Origin of the sequence: Paracandidimonas soli, assembly GCF_004342005.1 — a bacterium.
GTDB classification, from domain to species: Bacteria; Pseudomonadota; Gammaproteobacteria; order Burkholderiales; family Burkholderiaceae_B; genus Paracandidimonas; species Paracandidimonas soli.
This window is the reverse complement of record NZ_SMBX01000003.1, coordinates 42,708-56,927: the sequence shown is the minus strand read 5'-3', so window position 1 is coordinate 56,927 and position 14,220 is coordinate 42,708. Positions and strand designations below refer to the sequence as shown.

General features: G+C 59.9%; 18 protein-coding genes. 7 read left to right on the top strand and 11 right to left on the bottom strand.

The window, feature by feature from the left end:
• The first annotated feature begins 8 nt into the window (after positions 1-8).
• Positions 9-1,619: a type IV secretion system DNA-binding domain-containing protein gene (locus EV686_RS07200; protein ID WP_132475031.1), complete on the top strand. Its 1,611-nt coding sequence runs from the start codon at positions 9-11 to the stop codon at positions 1,617-1,619.
• 299 nt (positions 1,620-1,918) lie between these two features.
• On the opposite strand, the gene EV686_RS07195 is transcribed toward EV686_RS07200, so the two are convergent.
• The 8 genes from EV686_RS07195 to merR all read right to left on the bottom strand — a co-directional run bounded on the left by EV686_RS07195 (position 1,919) and on the right by merR (position 8,149).
• Positions 1,919-3,241 (bottom strand): HEPN/Toprim-associated domain-containing protein, encoded by a 1,323-nt coding sequence (locus EV686_RS07195; protein WP_026483161.1) that lies wholly within the window; start codon positions 3,239-3,241, stop codon positions 1,919-1,921.
• 31 nt (positions 3,242-3,272) lie between these two features.
• Positions 3,273-3,443, bottom strand: a complete 171-nt coding sequence (locus EV686_RS07190) for a hypothetical protein (RefSeq protein WP_132475029.1) — start codon at positions 3,441-3,443, stop codon at positions 3,273-3,275.
• A gap of 3 nt (positions 3,444-3,446) precedes the next feature.
• Positions 3,447-3,605, bottom strand: coding sequence for a hypothetical protein (locus EV686_RS07185; protein WP_452447815.1), 159 nt, complete (start codon positions 3,603-3,605; stop codon positions 3,447-3,449).
• Positions 3,606-3,621: 16 nt separating this feature from the next.
• The gene (locus tag EV686_RS07180) at positions 3,622-4,443 is read right to left on the bottom strand and encodes an abortive infection family protein (RefSeq protein ID WP_132475025.1); all 822 of its coding nucleotides are present in this window, start codon (positions 4,441-4,443) and stop codon (positions 3,622-3,624) included.
• Positions 4,444-4,446: 3 nt separating this feature from the next.
• Positions 4,447-5,190 carry a PaeR7I family type II restriction endonuclease gene (locus EV686_RS07175; RefSeq protein ID WP_132475023.1) on the bottom strand — a complete coding sequence of 248 codons (744 nt, stop codon included), beginning with the start codon at positions 5,188-5,190 and terminating at the stop codon, positions 4,447-4,449.
• Entirely contained in the window at positions 5,191-6,945 is a 1,755-nt protein-coding gene (locus tag EV686_RS07170; protein WP_207901714.1) for an Eco57I restriction-modification methylase domain-containing protein, read from the bottom strand.
• Positions 6,946-6,954: 9 nt separating this feature from the next.
• The gene (locus tag EV686_RS07165; RefSeq protein WP_132475021.1) at positions 6,955-7,524 is read right to left on the bottom strand and encodes a recombinase family protein; all 570 of its coding nucleotides are present in this window, start codon (positions 7,522-7,524) and stop codon (positions 6,955-6,957) included.
• Positions 7,525-7,714: 190 nt separating this feature from the next.
• A complete protein-coding gene (merR, locus tag EV686_RS07160; RefSeq protein WP_000429838.1) occupies positions 7,715-8,149 on the bottom strand; it encodes an Hg(II)-responsive transcriptional regulator in 435 nt (144 codons plus the stop codon).
• A 71-nt stretch (positions 8,150-8,220) separates the two neighbouring features.
• On the opposite strand from merR, the gene merT reads away from it, so the two are divergent.
• Genes merT through merE form a run of 6 tightly spaced genes read left to right on the top strand, consistent with a single transcriptional unit; the run spans position 8,221 to position 11,368 of the window.
• The gene (gene merT / locus EV686_RS07155; protein ID WP_001294667.1) at positions 8,221-8,571 is read left to right on the top strand and encodes a mercuric ion transporter MerT; all 351 of its coding nucleotides are present in this window, start codon (positions 8,221-8,223) and stop codon (positions 8,569-8,571) included.
• Between the two features lie 15 nt (positions 8,572-8,586).
• Positions 8,587-8,862 carry a mercury resistance system periplasmic binding protein MerP gene (gene merP, locus EV686_RS07150; RefSeq protein ID WP_000735441.1) on the top strand — a complete coding sequence of 92 codons (276 nt, stop codon included), beginning with the start codon at positions 8,587-8,589 and terminating at the stop codon, positions 8,860-8,862.
• A gap of 2 nt (positions 8,863-8,864) precedes the next feature.
• Complete coding sequence (gene merF, locus EV686_RS07145) at positions 8,865-9,110, top strand: mercury resistance system transport protein MerF (RefSeq protein ID WP_000654684.1); 246 nt, start codon at positions 8,865-8,867, stop codon at positions 9,108-9,110.
• Positions 9,107-10,753 (top strand): mercury(II) reductase, encoded by a 1,647-nt coding sequence (gene merA, locus EV686_RS07140; protein WP_000136268.1) that lies wholly within the window; start codon positions 9,107-9,109, stop codon positions 10,751-10,753. Before merF ends, merA begins: the two co-directional genes overlap by 4 nt.
• Before the next feature lie 16 nt (positions 10,754-10,769).
• Positions 10,770-11,135, top strand: coding sequence for a mercury resistance co-regulator MerD (gene merD, locus EV686_RS07135; protein WP_003465059.1), 366 nt, complete (start codon positions 10,770-10,772; stop codon positions 11,133-11,135).
• A complete protein-coding gene (gene merE, locus EV686_RS07130) occupies positions 11,132-11,368 on the top strand; it encodes a broad-spectrum mercury transporter MerE (RefSeq protein ID WP_001087809.1) in 237 nt (78 codons plus the stop codon). The genes merD and merE overlap by 4 nt, the downstream gene beginning before the upstream one ends.
• Positions 11,369-11,420: 52 nt before the next feature.
• Here the strand turns inward: merE and EV686_RS07125 are convergent, their stop codons facing one another.
• From EV686_RS07125 to EV686_RS07115, 3 genes are read right to left on the bottom strand one after another with little or no spacing between them, the layout of a single operon-like run.
• On the bottom strand, positions 11,421-12,035 hold the full coding sequence (locus EV686_RS07125) for a recombinase family protein (protein WP_000904941.1): 615 nt from the start codon (positions 12,033-12,035) through the stop codon (positions 11,421-11,423).
• Positions 12,036-12,095: 60 nt separating this feature from the next.
• Positions 12,096-13,313 (bottom strand): TniQ family protein, encoded by a 1,218-nt coding sequence (locus EV686_RS07120; protein WP_003465063.1) that lies wholly within the window; start codon positions 13,311-13,313, stop codon positions 12,096-12,098.
• Positions 13,310-14,218: a TniB family NTP-binding protein gene (locus tag EV686_RS07115; RefSeq protein WP_033979993.1), complete on the bottom strand. Its 909-nt coding sequence runs from the start codon at positions 14,216-14,218 to the stop codon at positions 13,310-13,312. Before EV686_RS07115 ends, EV686_RS07120 begins: the two co-directional genes overlap by 4 nt.
• Positions 14,219-14,220 lie beyond the last annotated feature (2 nt).

Here is a 14,220-nt window from a genome sequence, read left to right as displayed (position 1 = left end):
CATGCTCCATGTCCACCCTGATCTCACCCATCACCCGGCGGCGTATTGCCGCCTTTTCCCTGGCCGTCTTTCCGCCCACTACCTGGATGCTTGCCGCCACCTGGGCCAGCCAGATGCACTGGCGCGACTGGAACGCCCATACCTTCCGGCATTTCGTGATGCTCACGCCGCAATACCCCGTGCTCTGGGGCGCCCTGGGTGTCGGCCTGGTGCTTTCCCTGACACTGATTCTATTCATTGGTCGCACCGCCAGGACCGAAGGTTTTGAAGGCGCCGCCTACAAGCGCTTTGTGCGTGGCACCCGCACCACCAGCGCCAACAACCTGGCACGCCAATGCGAAGAACGCGGCAAGATGCAGATTGATGTGGGCGGCATTCCCATGCCCACCGCCAATGAAAACCTGCACCTGCTCATCAGCGGGGCGACGGGTTCCGGTAAATCCGTACTGCTGCGAAACATGGCGGCATCGGTGCTGAAACGCTCGCAGCATGACATGGCCCGGCATCTCCCCGGCCAGACGCCCACACGCAATGACCGCATGATCGTCATTGACCCCAATGGCGATCTGCTCAGCAAGTTCTGGCAGCCTAACGACGTCATCCTCAACCCCTATGACGCCCGCAGCCAGGGCTGGTCCTTCTTCAACGAAGTGCGCGCCGATTACGACTGGAAACGCCTAGCCCGCTCCATGGTTCCCATGAGCCAGGACCGCAACGCGGAAGAATGGAACGATTTCGGTCGCCTGCTGCTGCGCGAAACGGCCAAGAAGCTCTATGAATTGCAGGGCGAGGAAGCCAGCATCATGGATCTGTTCCGGCTTTGCACCATCGAAGACCCCAAAGTGCTGAAGCAGTTTCTGGAAGGCACACTCGCCGAATCCCTATTTGTCGGTTCCAGCGAAGCCAGCAAGGCGCTGTCTTCCGCCCGCTTCGTGCTGTCGAACAAGCTATCGGAACATACTGGCATGAAGCCCGGCAGATTTTCCATCCGCGACTGGCTGGAAAAGCCCGATGGCGGCAACCTGTATATCAACTGGCGCGAAGACATGATGAGTTCCATGAAACCGCTGGTGTCGTCCTGGGCAGACGTATTCATCACGTCCATCCTGTCCATGCCCGAAAGTGCCCACCGGCGCTGGTGGCTGTTCATAGATGAACTGGCCAGCCTGGAAGCACTGCCCTCTTTGGAAGCCGGGCTGACCAAAGGCCGCAAGAACGGCTTGCGCATTGTCGCCGGCCTGCAAAGCACGTCACAGCTGGAACATATCTACGGGCGCACCATGGCGACCACCATCCGGGCTAGCTTCCGCAACTTGGCAGTGCTCGGCGGCTCCCGCACCGACCCGCAGACTGCCAAGGATATGAGCGAAAGCCTTGGCAAGCATGAAGTTGAAAGGCCAAAATTCAGTATCAGCCGCAGTGCGGATAACCGTAATACGTCGGACAACATGGAACGGGTGGCGGAGGATGTGGTGACGGCGGCGCAGATACAGGCGCTGCCGGCGCTGGGCGGGTATGTGGCTTTGGCGGGGGATTATGCGATTGCTCGGGTGGAGTTACCGTTCAGGGAGTATGTGGTGGCTGCGGGCGCGTTTCAGGAGTCTGGGAAGATACTTTGAACTGATTTCGCCATAACGAAATTATCTGTCAGATAAAACACCGAGAAAACTATAAACAGCCAGAGGGGCATGCACACCGATTTCATGGGCATTCAGCATTAGAGGACTGCAGAGAGATTGGTATTGTGTGACCACTACCACTTAACAGCACGGCTTTGTATTACCGATGATTCCCACTCGATCATAAATTAAAATATGTTTTCTTTGAAAATCAGCTAGTTGCATGCTGATTACTTGTTGATGCCATGGATAATACCACATAGAAAAAAACTGCTTTTTTCGTACAAATCAGGGGGCTGCTAATCATTCTCGCTCATGTGCACTTCGGCCGAATCCCATTGGCCCACGGCGATTGCTGTACATTCATCAATGAGCAGATCGAGAACCGACTCGATCTTGCGAACGTCATACGCACCTGCGGCCAACGTCTCGGCCGTCTGTTTCAAGAATTCCTTGCTATAGGACTCTTTGTATTCCAACGCCCCCTGATAGATGCCGAGGCTCTTCTTGTAGTTGGTCCAGAGCACCTTGGCCGGCGGGTGACCACCGACGTCGAGGTCGAGATAGCACTCGATCGCCGCCGCGCGCCGGTTAATGTCCGAGTTGCGGAGTCCCTCGGGACCTTGCGCCGGAAAAGCGCGGAAGTCCTCGAGCTCGGGCAACATGATCCCGCGCATATTCGCGGGCAGGGTGAGCGTTGACAGACGCTGATGGGCGTCGAGCCCCTCAGCGTCATTGTCGAATACGAAGACGACCTGATTCTGGACATCTATCTTAGCTAGCCCCTCCGCGAACTTCACTAGGTTGCCCGTGCCTGAAAATGGGTGGCTTTCGCTCACATCGATGAAGCGGAAGAAGTCCGCGATTCCTGGCCGCAACAGCGCGAGCGCATGCTTTAAGATGTGAACGTCTGAGCTTCCCTCGGTTGCGATCAGGAACGTCTCGGTTCGCCGGGCGTGAGGCATGAACTCCCGCTCTGTTGCCCACCCAGCCTGCACCAACGGTCCATATTGCCAAACAACGGGAGCGTCTTCGTTCGCCTTCGCCTCCGCCAAGAGGCGCAGGACCGAATACGGGTGAAGGATATCTATCAACCCGCCGAAGAAGCTTCGCTCAGAATAGGCATGGAGATCATAGGATCGATAGCCGGGAATCCGCTCGAACTGCATCCCGTCGAATCGCCCTCGGACCTTCTTTTCGCTTGCATCGTCCGTCCCCGAAATAAAGGTGTCATCAAGACTGTCGAGCGGGTGAGCGGTAGCAAACGCGCAGAACTCCGCAAAGCTCATTAGGTCGGGAATGGGCTCGTCATCATAGTCCTGAAGAGACTGCCTCTCCTCTAGCCAGCCTTGTACGACAACATCATATTCACGGCGGACGCGCTCCAGATTGAATCCCAGGAGTTCGAGACGAGGAACGACGTGCTTAAGCGGCCGCGTGAACGCCATCTCGGAAGGTGTGGGGTCCTCGCCCTTCTCTTCATACCAATCGTAGTTGAGCTGGTTGCTCTTGATGGCCTTTCGATCTTGTTCCTGAAAAATTGATCCGTGATCAATTCCGCGGTGGTTCTTGCTGTACGTGACCGACACTCCTGCCACATCGAGCGTAATTTCCGTACCCAAGCTTACCCCCTTACCATCCTTTCAAGCTTCTTCATCGGCGAGCCTCATCGAGCCAGGCCAGTGTTTCCTTGTCGCCGGCGGCTACGCGGATCAGCAGCTCACGCACCAAGGCAGCCATGCTCATGCCGTGCGCCTCTGCAACGACAGCCGCCTCAGCCTTTACGGCGGCTGTCACTCTGGCGCTGACAGTTACCACGGGCATAGGTTAGCCCTCCCCGGCCTTCCGCTCGATGGCCTCCAGTACCGTCTCGCCGGGGCGCAGGTCGTACAGTTCACGCGCGTTAGTCGTAGTGGGTACCGGCGGCAAGTCATCGCTGGGACCGTCATCGTCCAGGAAGGCGGGTTCTTCTGGATAGTCAGTCATGGGAGCACCTTTGTAGTCAGAATGGGATGCTGTCATCCCAGTTCGCCTTCTGGGTCTGCTCATAGGCCACCACCTGAGTTTTGATCTTTGCCTCCAGCCCCTTGATGAAACGAATCGAGGCTGCCACGTGATTGAAGATCAGCAAGCTTTCCTCGTAGTTCAATATCGGGTTGTCGTGCGCAAGACTCTTGTTGTTACGCACATCGTTGAAAGCTTCCAGCACAGAAATACTGGACTTCAGGATACGCTCGGTCATTGCAGACTCAAGGTGTCCACCTTCGCGCAGTTTCTTTACGTATTCGCCAAAAATGCTATGTAGTGGCTTATCACGAGTAATCACAATACCGTGTGGCTCACAGGTCACTCGGATGAACTTGTTGACGAAGGTATGTAGACGATCCAGACCACCTTCGGGCTGATTTTTCTCGATAGCCTCACGGACATGCTCGGCCACGACCTCAAAGTCTCGCTCATCCGCGATGGCGGTTAACGCATCTAACTCGGCCACCGGCTGGTCACTGAGGAGTCGCTGTGCAATCTTCCTGCAGTCGTCGATCAGCAGGGGGTTACTATCCCCAAAGCAGTCTTCTTGAGCACCGTAGGCGATCAAGCCATCAATTACCCTGCCGGCTGTGTGATTAGGGGCAATATCCCAGAAGGTACGCATCCGCTTGGCCTTTGAGTCCCCACCCGTTCGGTACATGGCCGCGTCGATCTCAACGCGATAGTCCAGAAAGAACTCGGAATAGGTACGATCAGAGAAGTTCATTACGTACCCGCTGCCCATCCCAAGCAGCTTTTCGAGTTTACGCCGTTCGAATGCGCTCAGGTCGGCCATTCATTACTCCCCGAGCCGTGCTGCTTCCGCAGCGACATGACCCGCCAAAGCTGCAACGAATGTCTTGAGGCTGGTCATTGACGACAATTCAGTAAATTCGCCCGTATCCAGCGCACTCCGCTCCGCAGTTAGGACGGCTGCCGTTGTGTATAGCTGTTCCTGGACCAGCCGCTGACACAGCAGGTCATACCGCTTGAGATAAGACGCGCCCTTGAACTCCTCGAACACTGGGAAATGCGGTGATGCATCGCGGACAGTCTTGCGCGACCCCGGCGCATCCTCGACCATCATCAGCCAACCAACGAACGGTCGCGGCTGCTTACCAAAAGCCTCTTCACGAAAAGCTGTCCAAAGATCGTGGGCGGTTCCGATGGCTTCTTCGGTTCTGTTGTTGAAGTTGTTTCCAAACGAGGGGCCAACCTGACTTTTCAGCTCGATTGCGGCAATCAGCTCACCCTTGTAAAGAACCAGCAAATCCCACAATTTCGTCGGACGGAAATAACCGGGCAATGTCAGCATTGCCCGGTTCTGGTATATCTCAGCATGGGAGAGTCCATTGGCCCTGATGACGTCGAGTATCAAGGCCAAGAACCCATCCATGTTCTTTCCGGCTGTTACGCCCGCCCGTTCTCCTTGGTCGGCATTGCCTGACTCAATCTGTTTCTGCCTTGCTGCTTCACGGTTGCCCCAAAATGCTTTCACCGCCTCTCGGGCTTTTTGTTCGTAGTTGACGAGATCAAGTGCCATTTATTCTCCATTGCCCCCGAGGGCAGATCGTTCTTCGTGGCTCAAGCCGTAAAGCTTGAATACAGCCCGGTTGCATGCTTGCACGTCCCGCCTGATGGCAGCCTCGGCCAGCTCACGGCGCAGCAGTTCAGACACATCCGCCCAACGCGGGATGCGGATGCGACGTAGGTACTGCGCTTGGAACCGCAGGAACCCTCCCCGCATTTTCGTTGAATAGGTCGCCACGAACAGACGAGTGACGGCGGACAGCAGCACAGCCTGCAAGGCCCGCAAATCCCAGTCGTCTGACGTGACGTAGTAGAGGTTGTGATGGGGATACAGCTCACCACCTTCAAAGACAATGTGTGCCTCACCCTTGATGTCTGGAATCAGGAGCTTAGGCCTCGCGGCTAGCGCCGGGGTGATGCGGTCAATCGTGCGATACCAGTTAGCTGGAGCTTTCCGCGCACAGTGACGCCCTGCAATCACCTCCCGTCTAGCCTCAAGGTAGCGCCGTAGGCGCGGATACTCGTCGAGATTGACCAGTCCTGCTGGCTCGGCAAAGGGGTTGATGACACCCTGCCCGCGCCACTGCACCTCGCCGGTCATGATGTCCCTGGTTGTCACCAGCGGTAGCTTCCGGTCTGGCTCAACATCGAGCTCCTGGAAATCCCCTATGAACGCCTTGTCAGCGCCGGTCGCAACACCAATCCCAACCTTGCACCCTGCCTCTTCTAGCTGGGGGAAAGCACTCTCCAGACGGCGAATGAGAGCCATCTGGTCGGAGGACTCCAGCAGCCACGGCTCCGCACCGTTAGTCACGCGGGCAAGTTCGCGCACCGGGCCGGGTTCTTTCGGCAGCGCAGGGGCTGTAAGCAAGCCAGCCAGTTCGGTCAGCGTCGTCCGGTCAATGGCCGGACGGTGAGCGATGCGCGTTGCCCCCGGCACTTCACGGCTGATGACAGTGATGGCTGGGTAGGCGATCACATCGGAGTGGAAAGCCGGTGTATCCACCATATCGACATAGAGTTTCAGGTGGAACCGCTCAGCTACGAGACTGCGCAGCGGCCCACCATAGCGGTTCTTCATCCAGCGATCCGCGCAGATGAAGCCCAGGCTGCCACCATCCGACAAGACCGACAGCGACCGCTCAATGAAGGGAATGTAGATATCGGCCCGATCAAACATGGTCAGGTAACGACTGCGGTACTCGGCAAGCAGCGGCGCCGGGATCAACTCCTGGCGGACATAGGGCGGGTTGCCCACCACAAAATCAAATTGCCCTTCCAGCGGTGCCAGCAGGAAATCACCCTGTGACAGCCAGCAGTCAGCCAAGGCGGTCGCAGTATCCGCAGCAATCCCCTGGCGATTGAGTAGCGCGACAACGGCGGCTTGAGTGCTGCGAAAGGTGTCGTGGTGCAGCTCCACCGCCCGGATCGCATCGGCCAGTTCGTCGAGCGCGGAACCGTTCGGCCTGGCCGCCCGCCATGCGCCCAACAGTCGACCAATGATCGGCAGCAGAAAATCTCCTCCGCCGAATGATGGCTCCAAGAGCCGCTTTTCATGAAGCGGTTGATCTTCCGTGTATCCAGTCAGGTCCAGGATGAAGTCAACCACCTCTGAGCGCGTAAAAATCGCTCCACGAGCTTCTATCCCCCCTCCTGCCGCCATTGCTTCAGTCGCGGCCATAACAGGACAATTAAGCACAGCTTCAGACTCCTGAGCGGACTGTCGCATCTTGTCAGAAGCGCCAACTTCTAGCGATTGTTGGAGCATCAAAATTCCTCATTGACGCGGCATAACTACGCCGACGTGCTTGTAAAGAGTGGTACGGGATACGCCATACCGACGGGCCACCTCAGCCACCCGAATGTCTGGATCACGTAGCAGGGCTTTGATCTCGCGCACCTGCTTGTCGTCTAACTTCGGTTTTCGACCACCGGCCCGACCACGGGCGCGAGCGGCGGCAAGCCCGGCCTGCGTCCGTTCCCGAATCAGGGCGCGCTCGAACTCTGCCAAGGCTGCGAAAACGTGAAATTGCAGTTTGCCCGCCGCGCTGCCTGTCTCGATCTTCTCGGTCAAGCTTTCAAAATGCACGCCGCGCTCCTCCAACTCGGCCACGATCTTCACCAGGTCGGGCAGGCTGCGCCCAAGGCGATCCAACCGCCATACCACGAGAGTATCCCCGGATCGTAGTGCCTTGAGGCATTGCTCAAGCTCCGGGCGTACCGCGTTCTTGCCGCTGATCGCTTCTTCGTAAGTCACGCTGCACGCGGCCTGCGTGAGCGCGTCGCGCTGCAGGTCTAGGTGCTGATCGTCCGTCGAAACGCGGGCGTACCCTATGCGTTGATTCATTGACAGAACCAGGACATTGATAAATTAACGGATATCTTAACGGATTCGAGCCTCATCGGCCATGCAAAACTGTGTCACTTTCAGAAGGCGACAGCACGAAATATCAAAAGTCGACCGCACGGTCTTTTCTGACGTTGGAGTCGCCTCAGAAAACGGAAAATAAAGCACGCTAAGGCGTAGTTCCCTCGGGCTACACCGCGTCCGCACTGCGCGGTTCTTTCTTCCCTTGCAGTGACGCAATCAGCGGGCAGGAAACGTTCCCCTTCCGCGCATGGCAGGCGCACACCAAATCAGACAGCACGGCCTCCATGCGCGCCAGGTCAGCCATCCTCTCGCGCACGTCCTTGAGCTTGTGCTCGGCCAGGCTGCTGGCTTCCTCGCAATGGGTGCCATCCTCCAGCCGCAGCAGCTCGGCGATCTCATCCAGGCTGAAGCCCAACCGCTGGGCTGATTTCACGAAGCGCACCCGCGTTACATCCGTCTCGCCATAGCGGCGAATGCTGCCGTAAGGCTTGTCCGGTTCCGGGAGCAAGCCCTTGCGCTGATAGAACCGGATGGTCTCCACATTGACCCCGGCCGTCCTGGCGAAAACGCCAATGGTCAGGTTCTCCAAATTGTTTTCCATATCGCTTGACTCCGTACATAACTACGGAAGTAAGCTTAAGCTATCCAATTCAGATTCGAAAGGACAAACGTATGTCTGAACCTCAAAACGGGCGCGGCGCGCTCTTCACTGGCGGGCTGGCCGCCATCCTCGCCTCGGCTTGCTGCCTCGGGCCGCTGGTTCTGATCGCCTTGGGGTTCAGCGGCGCTTGGATCGGCAACTTGACGGTGTTGGAACCCTATCGCCCCATCTTTATCGGCGTGGCGCTGGTGGCGTTGTTCTTCGCCTGGCGGCGCATCTACCGGCCGTCAGCCGCCTGCAAACCGGGTGAGGTTTGCGCGATTCCCCAAGTGCGAGCTACTTACAAGCTCATTTTCTGGGGCGTGGCCGTGCTGGTTTTGGTCGCGCTCGGATTTCCCTACGTCGTGCCATTTTTCTATTGATCACAGGAGTTCACCATGAAAAAGCTGCTTTCCGCCCTTGCCCTCGCTGCCGTTGTTGCCCCCGTGTGGGCCGCCACCCAGACCGTTACGCTGTCCGTACCGGGCATGACCTGCTCGGCCTGTCCGATCACTGTCAAGAAGGCGATTTCCAAGGTCGATGGCGTCAGTAAAGTTGACGTGACCTTCGAGACGCGCGAAGCGGTGGTCACCTTCGATGATGCCAAGACCAGCGTGCAGAAACTGACCAAGGCTACCGAGGATGCGGGCTACCCATCATCAGTCAAGAACTGATCATGAAAGACCCGAAGACACTGCTGCGGGTCAGCATCATTGGCACAACCCTCGTGGCGCTGTGTTGCTTCACCCCTGTTCTGGTCATTTTGCTCGGTGTGGTCGGCTTGTCCGCGCTGACCGGCTATCTGGACTATGTGCTGCTGCCTGCGCTGGCGATTTTCATCGGCTTGACCATCTACGCCATCCAACGAAAACGCCAAGCCGATGCCTGCTGCACCCCGAAATTCAATGGAGTAAAAAAATGACCGAAATCACCGTGAATGGCATGACCTGCACATCCTGCGCCACCCATGTCAAAGATGCTTTGGAAAAGATTCCCGGCGTGAATGCCGCTGTGGTGTCCTATCCAGAAAGCCGCGCGCAAGTCATGGCAGACACCGCCGTGAGCCACAACCAACTGCTGGCCGCCATCGCCGCATTGGGTTATCAAGGCTCGATCCGGGTTGGTGATTTCAAAGATGAACCAAAAATCCGTGATGCACTTGAGGGCGCCGGTTTGCATATCGCCATCATTGGCAGCGGCGGGGCCGCGATGGCGGCGGCGCTGAAGGCCGTCGAGCAAGGCGCGACGGTCACGCTGATCGAACGCGGCACCATCGGCGGCACCTGCGTCAATATCGGCTGTGTGCCGTCCAAGATCATGATCCGCGCTGCCCATATTGCCCATCTGCGCCGGGAAAGTCCGTTCGACGGCGGTATTGCGGCAACTGTGCCTGCGATTGACCGCAGCAAACTGCTGGCCCAGCAGCAGGCCCGTGTCGATGAACTGCGGCACGCCAAATACGAAGGCATCCTGGACGGCAATCCAGCCATCACCGTTTTGCACGGTGAAGCGCGTTTCAAGGACGACCAGAGCCTGGTCGTCCGTTTGAACGAGGGTGGCGAGCGCGAGGTAACGTTCGACCGCTGCCTGGTCGCCACCGGTGCCAGTCCGGCCGTGCCGCCGATTCCGGGCCTGAAAGAGTCACCCTACTGGACTTCCACCGAAGCGCTTGTCAGCGACACCATTCCCGCACGCCTGGCCGTGATCGGTTCGTCGGTGGTGGCGTTGGAACTGGCGCAAGCCTTTGCCCGGCTCGGCAGCCAGGTCACGATCCTGGCACGCAGCACCTTGTTCTTCCGGGAAGACCCGGCCATCGGCGAGGCCGTGACAGCCGCTTTCCGCGCCGAGGGCATCGAGGTGCTGGAGCACACGCAAGCCAGCCAGGTCGCCCATGTGAACGGCGAATTCGTGCTGACCACCGGACACGGTGAATTGCGCGCTGACAAGTTGCTGGTTGCCACCGGTCGGGCACCGAATACGCGCAGCCTCGCGCTGGACGCGGCGGGGGTCACTGTCAATGCGCAAGGGGCCATCGTTATCGACCAAGGCATGCGCACGAGCAACCCGAACATCTACGCGGCCGGCGACTGCACCGACCAGCCGCAGTTCGTCTACGTGGCAGCGGCCGCCGGCACCCGTGCCGCGATCAACATGACCGGCGGCGACGCAGCCCTCAATCTGACCGCGATGCCGGCAGTGGTGTTCACCGACCCGCAAGTCGCCACCGTGGGCTACAGCGAGGCGGAAGCGCACCACGATGGCATCGAGACCGACAGTCGCACGCTGACACTCGACAACGTTCCGCGAGCGCTTGCCAACTTCGACACACGCGGCTTCATCAAGCTGGTCATCGAGGAAGGTAGCGGACGGCTCATCGGCGTGCAGGCGGTGGCCCCGGAAGCGGGCGAACTGATCCAGACGGCGGTGCTCGCCATCCGCAACCGCATGACGGTGCAGGAACTGGCCGACCAGTTGTTCCCCTACCTGACAATGGTCGAGGGGTTGAAGCTTGCGGCGCAGACCTTCAACAAGGACGTGAAGCAGCTTTCCTGCTGCGCTGGATAAAAAAAGGAGGTTTTCAATGAGCGCCTACACCGTGTCCCGGCTGGCCCTTGATGCCGGGGTGAGCGTGCATATCGTGCGCGACTACCTGCTGCGCGGATTGCTGCGTCCGGTGGCGTGCACCCCGGGCGGCTATGGCCTGTTCGATGATGCCGCCTTGCAACGGCTGTGCTTCGTGCGGGCGGCCTTCGAGGCGGGCATCGGCCTGGACGCGCTGGCGCGGCTGTGCCGGGCGCTGGATGCTGCGGACGGCGATGAAGCGGCCGCGCAGCTTGCCGTTCTGCGCCAGTTCGTCGAGCGTCGGCGCGAAGCGTTGGCCGATCTGGAGGTGCAGTTGGCCACCATGCCGACCGAGCCGGCACAGCACGCGGAGAGTCTGCCATGAACAGCCCCGAGCGCTTGCCGTCCGAGACGCACAAACCGATCACCGGCTACCTGTGGGGCGCGCTGGCCGTGCTCACCTGTCCCTGCCATTTGCCGATTCTCGCCATTGTGCTGGCCGGCACGACGGCCGGCGCGTTCATCGGAGAGTACTGGGGTATCGCAGCCCTCACGCTGACCGGTTTGTTCGTCCTGTCTGTGACACGACTGCTGCGGGCCTTCAAAGATCGATCATGAGCGCTTCCCATTGAGACAAACCACGCTGTCGCTACGTTGCCTCATGCCGGCATCAAATTCGGCTGAGTAGCTTCTCGCCATCTGGACGTAGCTCACCCTTGGGTGAAACATGCCGATACAGGGTCTGCCGCGTGACGCCAAGTTCCTGGCACAGGTCGCCGACCTTGGTCTCTGGCTGACCCATTGCCGCCATCGCCAGCCGCAGCTTGGCGGCGGTCATCTTGAACGGCCGGCCGCCTTTCCGCCCGCGCGCGCGGGCCGAGGCTAGGCCGGCAATCGTGCGCTCCGCGATCAACTCGCGCTCGAACTCGGCCAGGGCGGCGAAGATGCCAAAGACCAGCTTGCCGGCGGCGGTCGTGGTGTCGATGGCCGCGCCGTGCCCGGTTAATACCTTCAAGCCGATGCCGCGCCCAGTCAGGTCGTGCACGGTGTTGATGAGATGTCGCAGGTCGCGTCCGAGCCGATCCAGTTTCCACACGACCAGTGTGTCGCCAGTTCGCAACGCCTTCAGGCAGCTCGTCAAGCCGGGCCGATCCTCGCGCATGCCGGATGCCTGGTCCTCGTAAAGATGTACTGGATCGACCCCGGCGGCAATCAGCGCGTCGCGCTGCAAATCGGTAGCCTGGGAGCCGTCCGCCTTCGATACCCGCATGTAGCCTATCAGCATGTCGTACCTGTCACATATACGTTCGATTATGTGACAGTGTGAGCCAGAAAGTTCTCGCCGTCAAAAACTGTCACTTAACCCGTCATTTAGTCTAAGACCTGCAAACGGCCATTCAGGCTCGTAATGTGACAAAAACTCCGGCGGGATGCCCTCCTTGGTGAACGTGGCGCGCAAACGTTCCAGGGATTCGGGGTCGCGTCGCCCGTAGGACGCCAGTGTGAACAGCAAGCGGGCCGTCTCCGGGTTGTGTCGCGCTTCAATGATGGCCTCATCGATGGCCTGGGCTGCTCGTTGCCAGTGGTTGATGGGTTCCGGCTTCGGCACCTTCGCCGGCAGGCCGTTGGTGAAACCAGTGTGCGGCTCCGTCTGAAACAGCGCGGCCTGTTCCCCGCGCGGGATCAGCGCCTTTGACTCGATCAGCGTGATGGCGGTGGCCGCCGCCTCCAGCATCTGCCACTGCACCGCCGGGGCCAGAATCTCGTAGGGACGCCACAGACTCTGCCCGGCGCGCAGCGGATGGCCGCAGCGCTCCCAGACATGGCGGATGCTCGCCGAGCAACTGCCGCAGTGCGAGAGCGGCGTGTTCAGCTCATCAAGCAGGGTGCGCAGCAGCCGGAACCACAAGCCGGCGTGGACACGCCGACGCGGCAGCTCCACAAAACCCGTCGTCAGCGCCTGCCAGGTGCGCCGGTCCATGCAGGCGATTGCGTCATCGGCAGGGCGCGGCGCAGCATCGGCGATTTCCCACTGAAGATACCGGCCGGGCATGCCCCAGTAGGACTCCAGCCAGCAGCCATGCTGCGGGCAGCTCAGCATCAAGGGGAGCTGCCAGACGAGTAGCACAGCTTGATTCGTTGGATCGTTCAGACACTGCGGACACGCCCGGCGAATCGTCTGGCTCGGTAGCCAGGCACGCCAGCGAGTGATGGACCGCACCTTGCGGGTGCGCTTGGGCAGGAGCACCGCGCATTGGAATGTATAGGTTTCCAAGGCTGCTGGTACCGAATCGTCGAGACTGTCGAGCAGCCACGGCACCCAGCCTGCAAGACTCATGCTGCGCAACCGCTCCAGCTCGACGCCACTGCGCTGGCAGAGCGCCGTCAGCAACGACAAGGATGGTGCGGTATCCAGGTCATCAAGTTGGCTGTGACCAAGATCGTGGGCCAGCAGCTCGTGCACGTCCATCTGGTAGCAGGCGGCGACCCGGTTGAGCCATGAGGACAGGGCTTCGCCTTCCTTGGGTGCCGGATGCAGCGGCCAGCGCGGCGCGGACTTCACATCAGTTCCCGCTCGAACTGTCGCCGCCGCTCACTGGGGCCGATGTAGTCGGCCATGCTGAGCGTGCGGTGGTTGATCGCTTCCTCGCCACTCTCCACGGCGGCGACGGCCGCCGCCACCAGCAGATGTGCAAGCTCGCCGATGGTGCCTTCGCTCCGGGTGAGCAGGTAGCGGGCCATGTCCAGCGTGGCAATCGGGGATGGCCGCCGTAGCGGGAGTGACGCCGCGAAGCTGGCCAGCAGCGAGCAGCAGTCCTCATTGGCCTCCCACGGCGGCAGCAGCATCGGCTCGAAGCGGTTTTCCAACTGATCGTCCGAACGGATGGCCAGGTACGCCTCGCGCGTGCCGACCCCGACCAGGGGGATACGCAGCTCGTTGCCGAGGAAGCGCAGCAGGTTGAGGAACTCGCGCCGGTTAACGCTGTTGCCAGCCAGTACATTGTGCAGTTCGTCGATCACCAGCATGCGCACGCCGACCATGCGCAGCAGGGCCAGCGCCAGTTGCTCCATTTCCGGCAGCCGTGGGCGCGGGCGCAGCGGCGCGCCCATCGCAGCCAGCAGCGCGACATAGAAGCGGATCACCGATGGCTCTGACGGCATCTGCACGACCAGCACCGGGATATGTTCTTGGTCAGCGTCGGTGCCGACCGGGTGCGCCCGCCGGAATTTCTCGACGATCATCGACTTGCCGTTGTTGGTGGGGCCGACCAGCAGCAGGTTTGGCATGCGTTGCTTGTTCGGCCACGCATACAGAGTTTCCAGCCGGTTCAGCGCCTCGACCGCGCGCGGGTAGCCGATCCAGCGGTCGGCGCGAATGCGCTGGATGCGCTCGTCTGCCGGCAGCCTGGCCAAACCCTGTGCCGCTGGCAGCAGGTGGGACAGGTCAATGACGGGATATTCGTCCACGG

Excerpts from the sequence above, each read along its gene's own strand:
- EV686_RS07200 (WP_132475031.1), top strand. The coding sequence starts at position 9 with ATGTCCACCCTGATCTCACCCATCACCCGGCGGCGTATTGCCGCCTTT.
- EV686_RS07190 (WP_132475029.1), bottom strand. The coding sequence starts at position 3,443 with ATGCCCGTGGTAACTGTCAGCGCCAGAGTGACAGCCGCCGTAAAGGCT.
- EV686_RS07185 (WP_452447815.1), bottom strand. The coding sequence starts at position 3,605 with ATGACTGACTATCCAGAAGAACCCGCCTTCCTGGACGATGACGGTCCC.
- EV686_RS07180 (WP_132475025.1), bottom strand. The coding sequence starts at position 4,443 with ATGGCCGACCTGAGCGCATTCGAACGGCGTAAACTCGAAAAGCTGCTT.
- EV686_RS07175 (WP_132475023.1), bottom strand. The coding sequence starts at position 5,190 with ATGGCACTTGATCTCGTCAACTACGAACAAAAAGCCCGAGAGGCGGTG.
- EV686_RS07170 (WP_207901714.1), bottom strand. The coding sequence starts at position 6,945 with ATGCTCCAACAATCGCTAGAAGTTGGCGCTTCTGACAAGATGCGACAG.
- EV686_RS07165 (WP_132475021.1), bottom strand. The coding sequence starts at position 7,524 with ATGAATCAACGCATAGGGTACGCCCGCGTTTCGACGGACGATCAGCAC.
- merR (WP_000429838.1), bottom strand. The coding sequence starts at position 8,149 with ATGGAAAACAATTTGGAGAACCTGACCATTGGCGTTTTCGCCAGGACG.
- merT (WP_001294667.1), top strand. The coding sequence starts at position 8,221 with ATGTCTGAACCTCAAAACGGGCGCGGCGCGCTCTTCACTGGCGGGCTG.
- merP (WP_000735441.1), top strand. The coding sequence starts at position 8,587 with ATGAAAAAGCTGCTTTCCGCCCTTGCCCTCGCTGCCGTTGTTGCCCCC.
- merF (WP_000654684.1), top strand. The coding sequence starts at position 8,865 with ATGAAAGACCCGAAGACACTGCTGCGGGTCAGCATCATTGGCACAACC.
- merA (WP_000136268.1), top strand. The coding sequence starts at position 9,107 with ATGACCGAAATCACCGTGAATGGCATGACCTGCACATCCTGCGCCACC.
- merD (WP_003465059.1), top strand. The coding sequence starts at position 10,770 with ATGAGCGCCTACACCGTGTCCCGGCTGGCCCTTGATGCCGGGGTGAGC.
- merE (WP_001087809.1), top strand. The coding sequence starts at position 11,132 with ATGAACAGCCCCGAGCGCTTGCCGTCCGAGACGCACAAACCGATCACC.
- EV686_RS07125 (WP_000904941.1), bottom strand. The coding sequence starts at position 12,035 with ATGCTGATAGGCTACATGCGGGTATCGAAGGCGGACGGCTCCCAGGCT.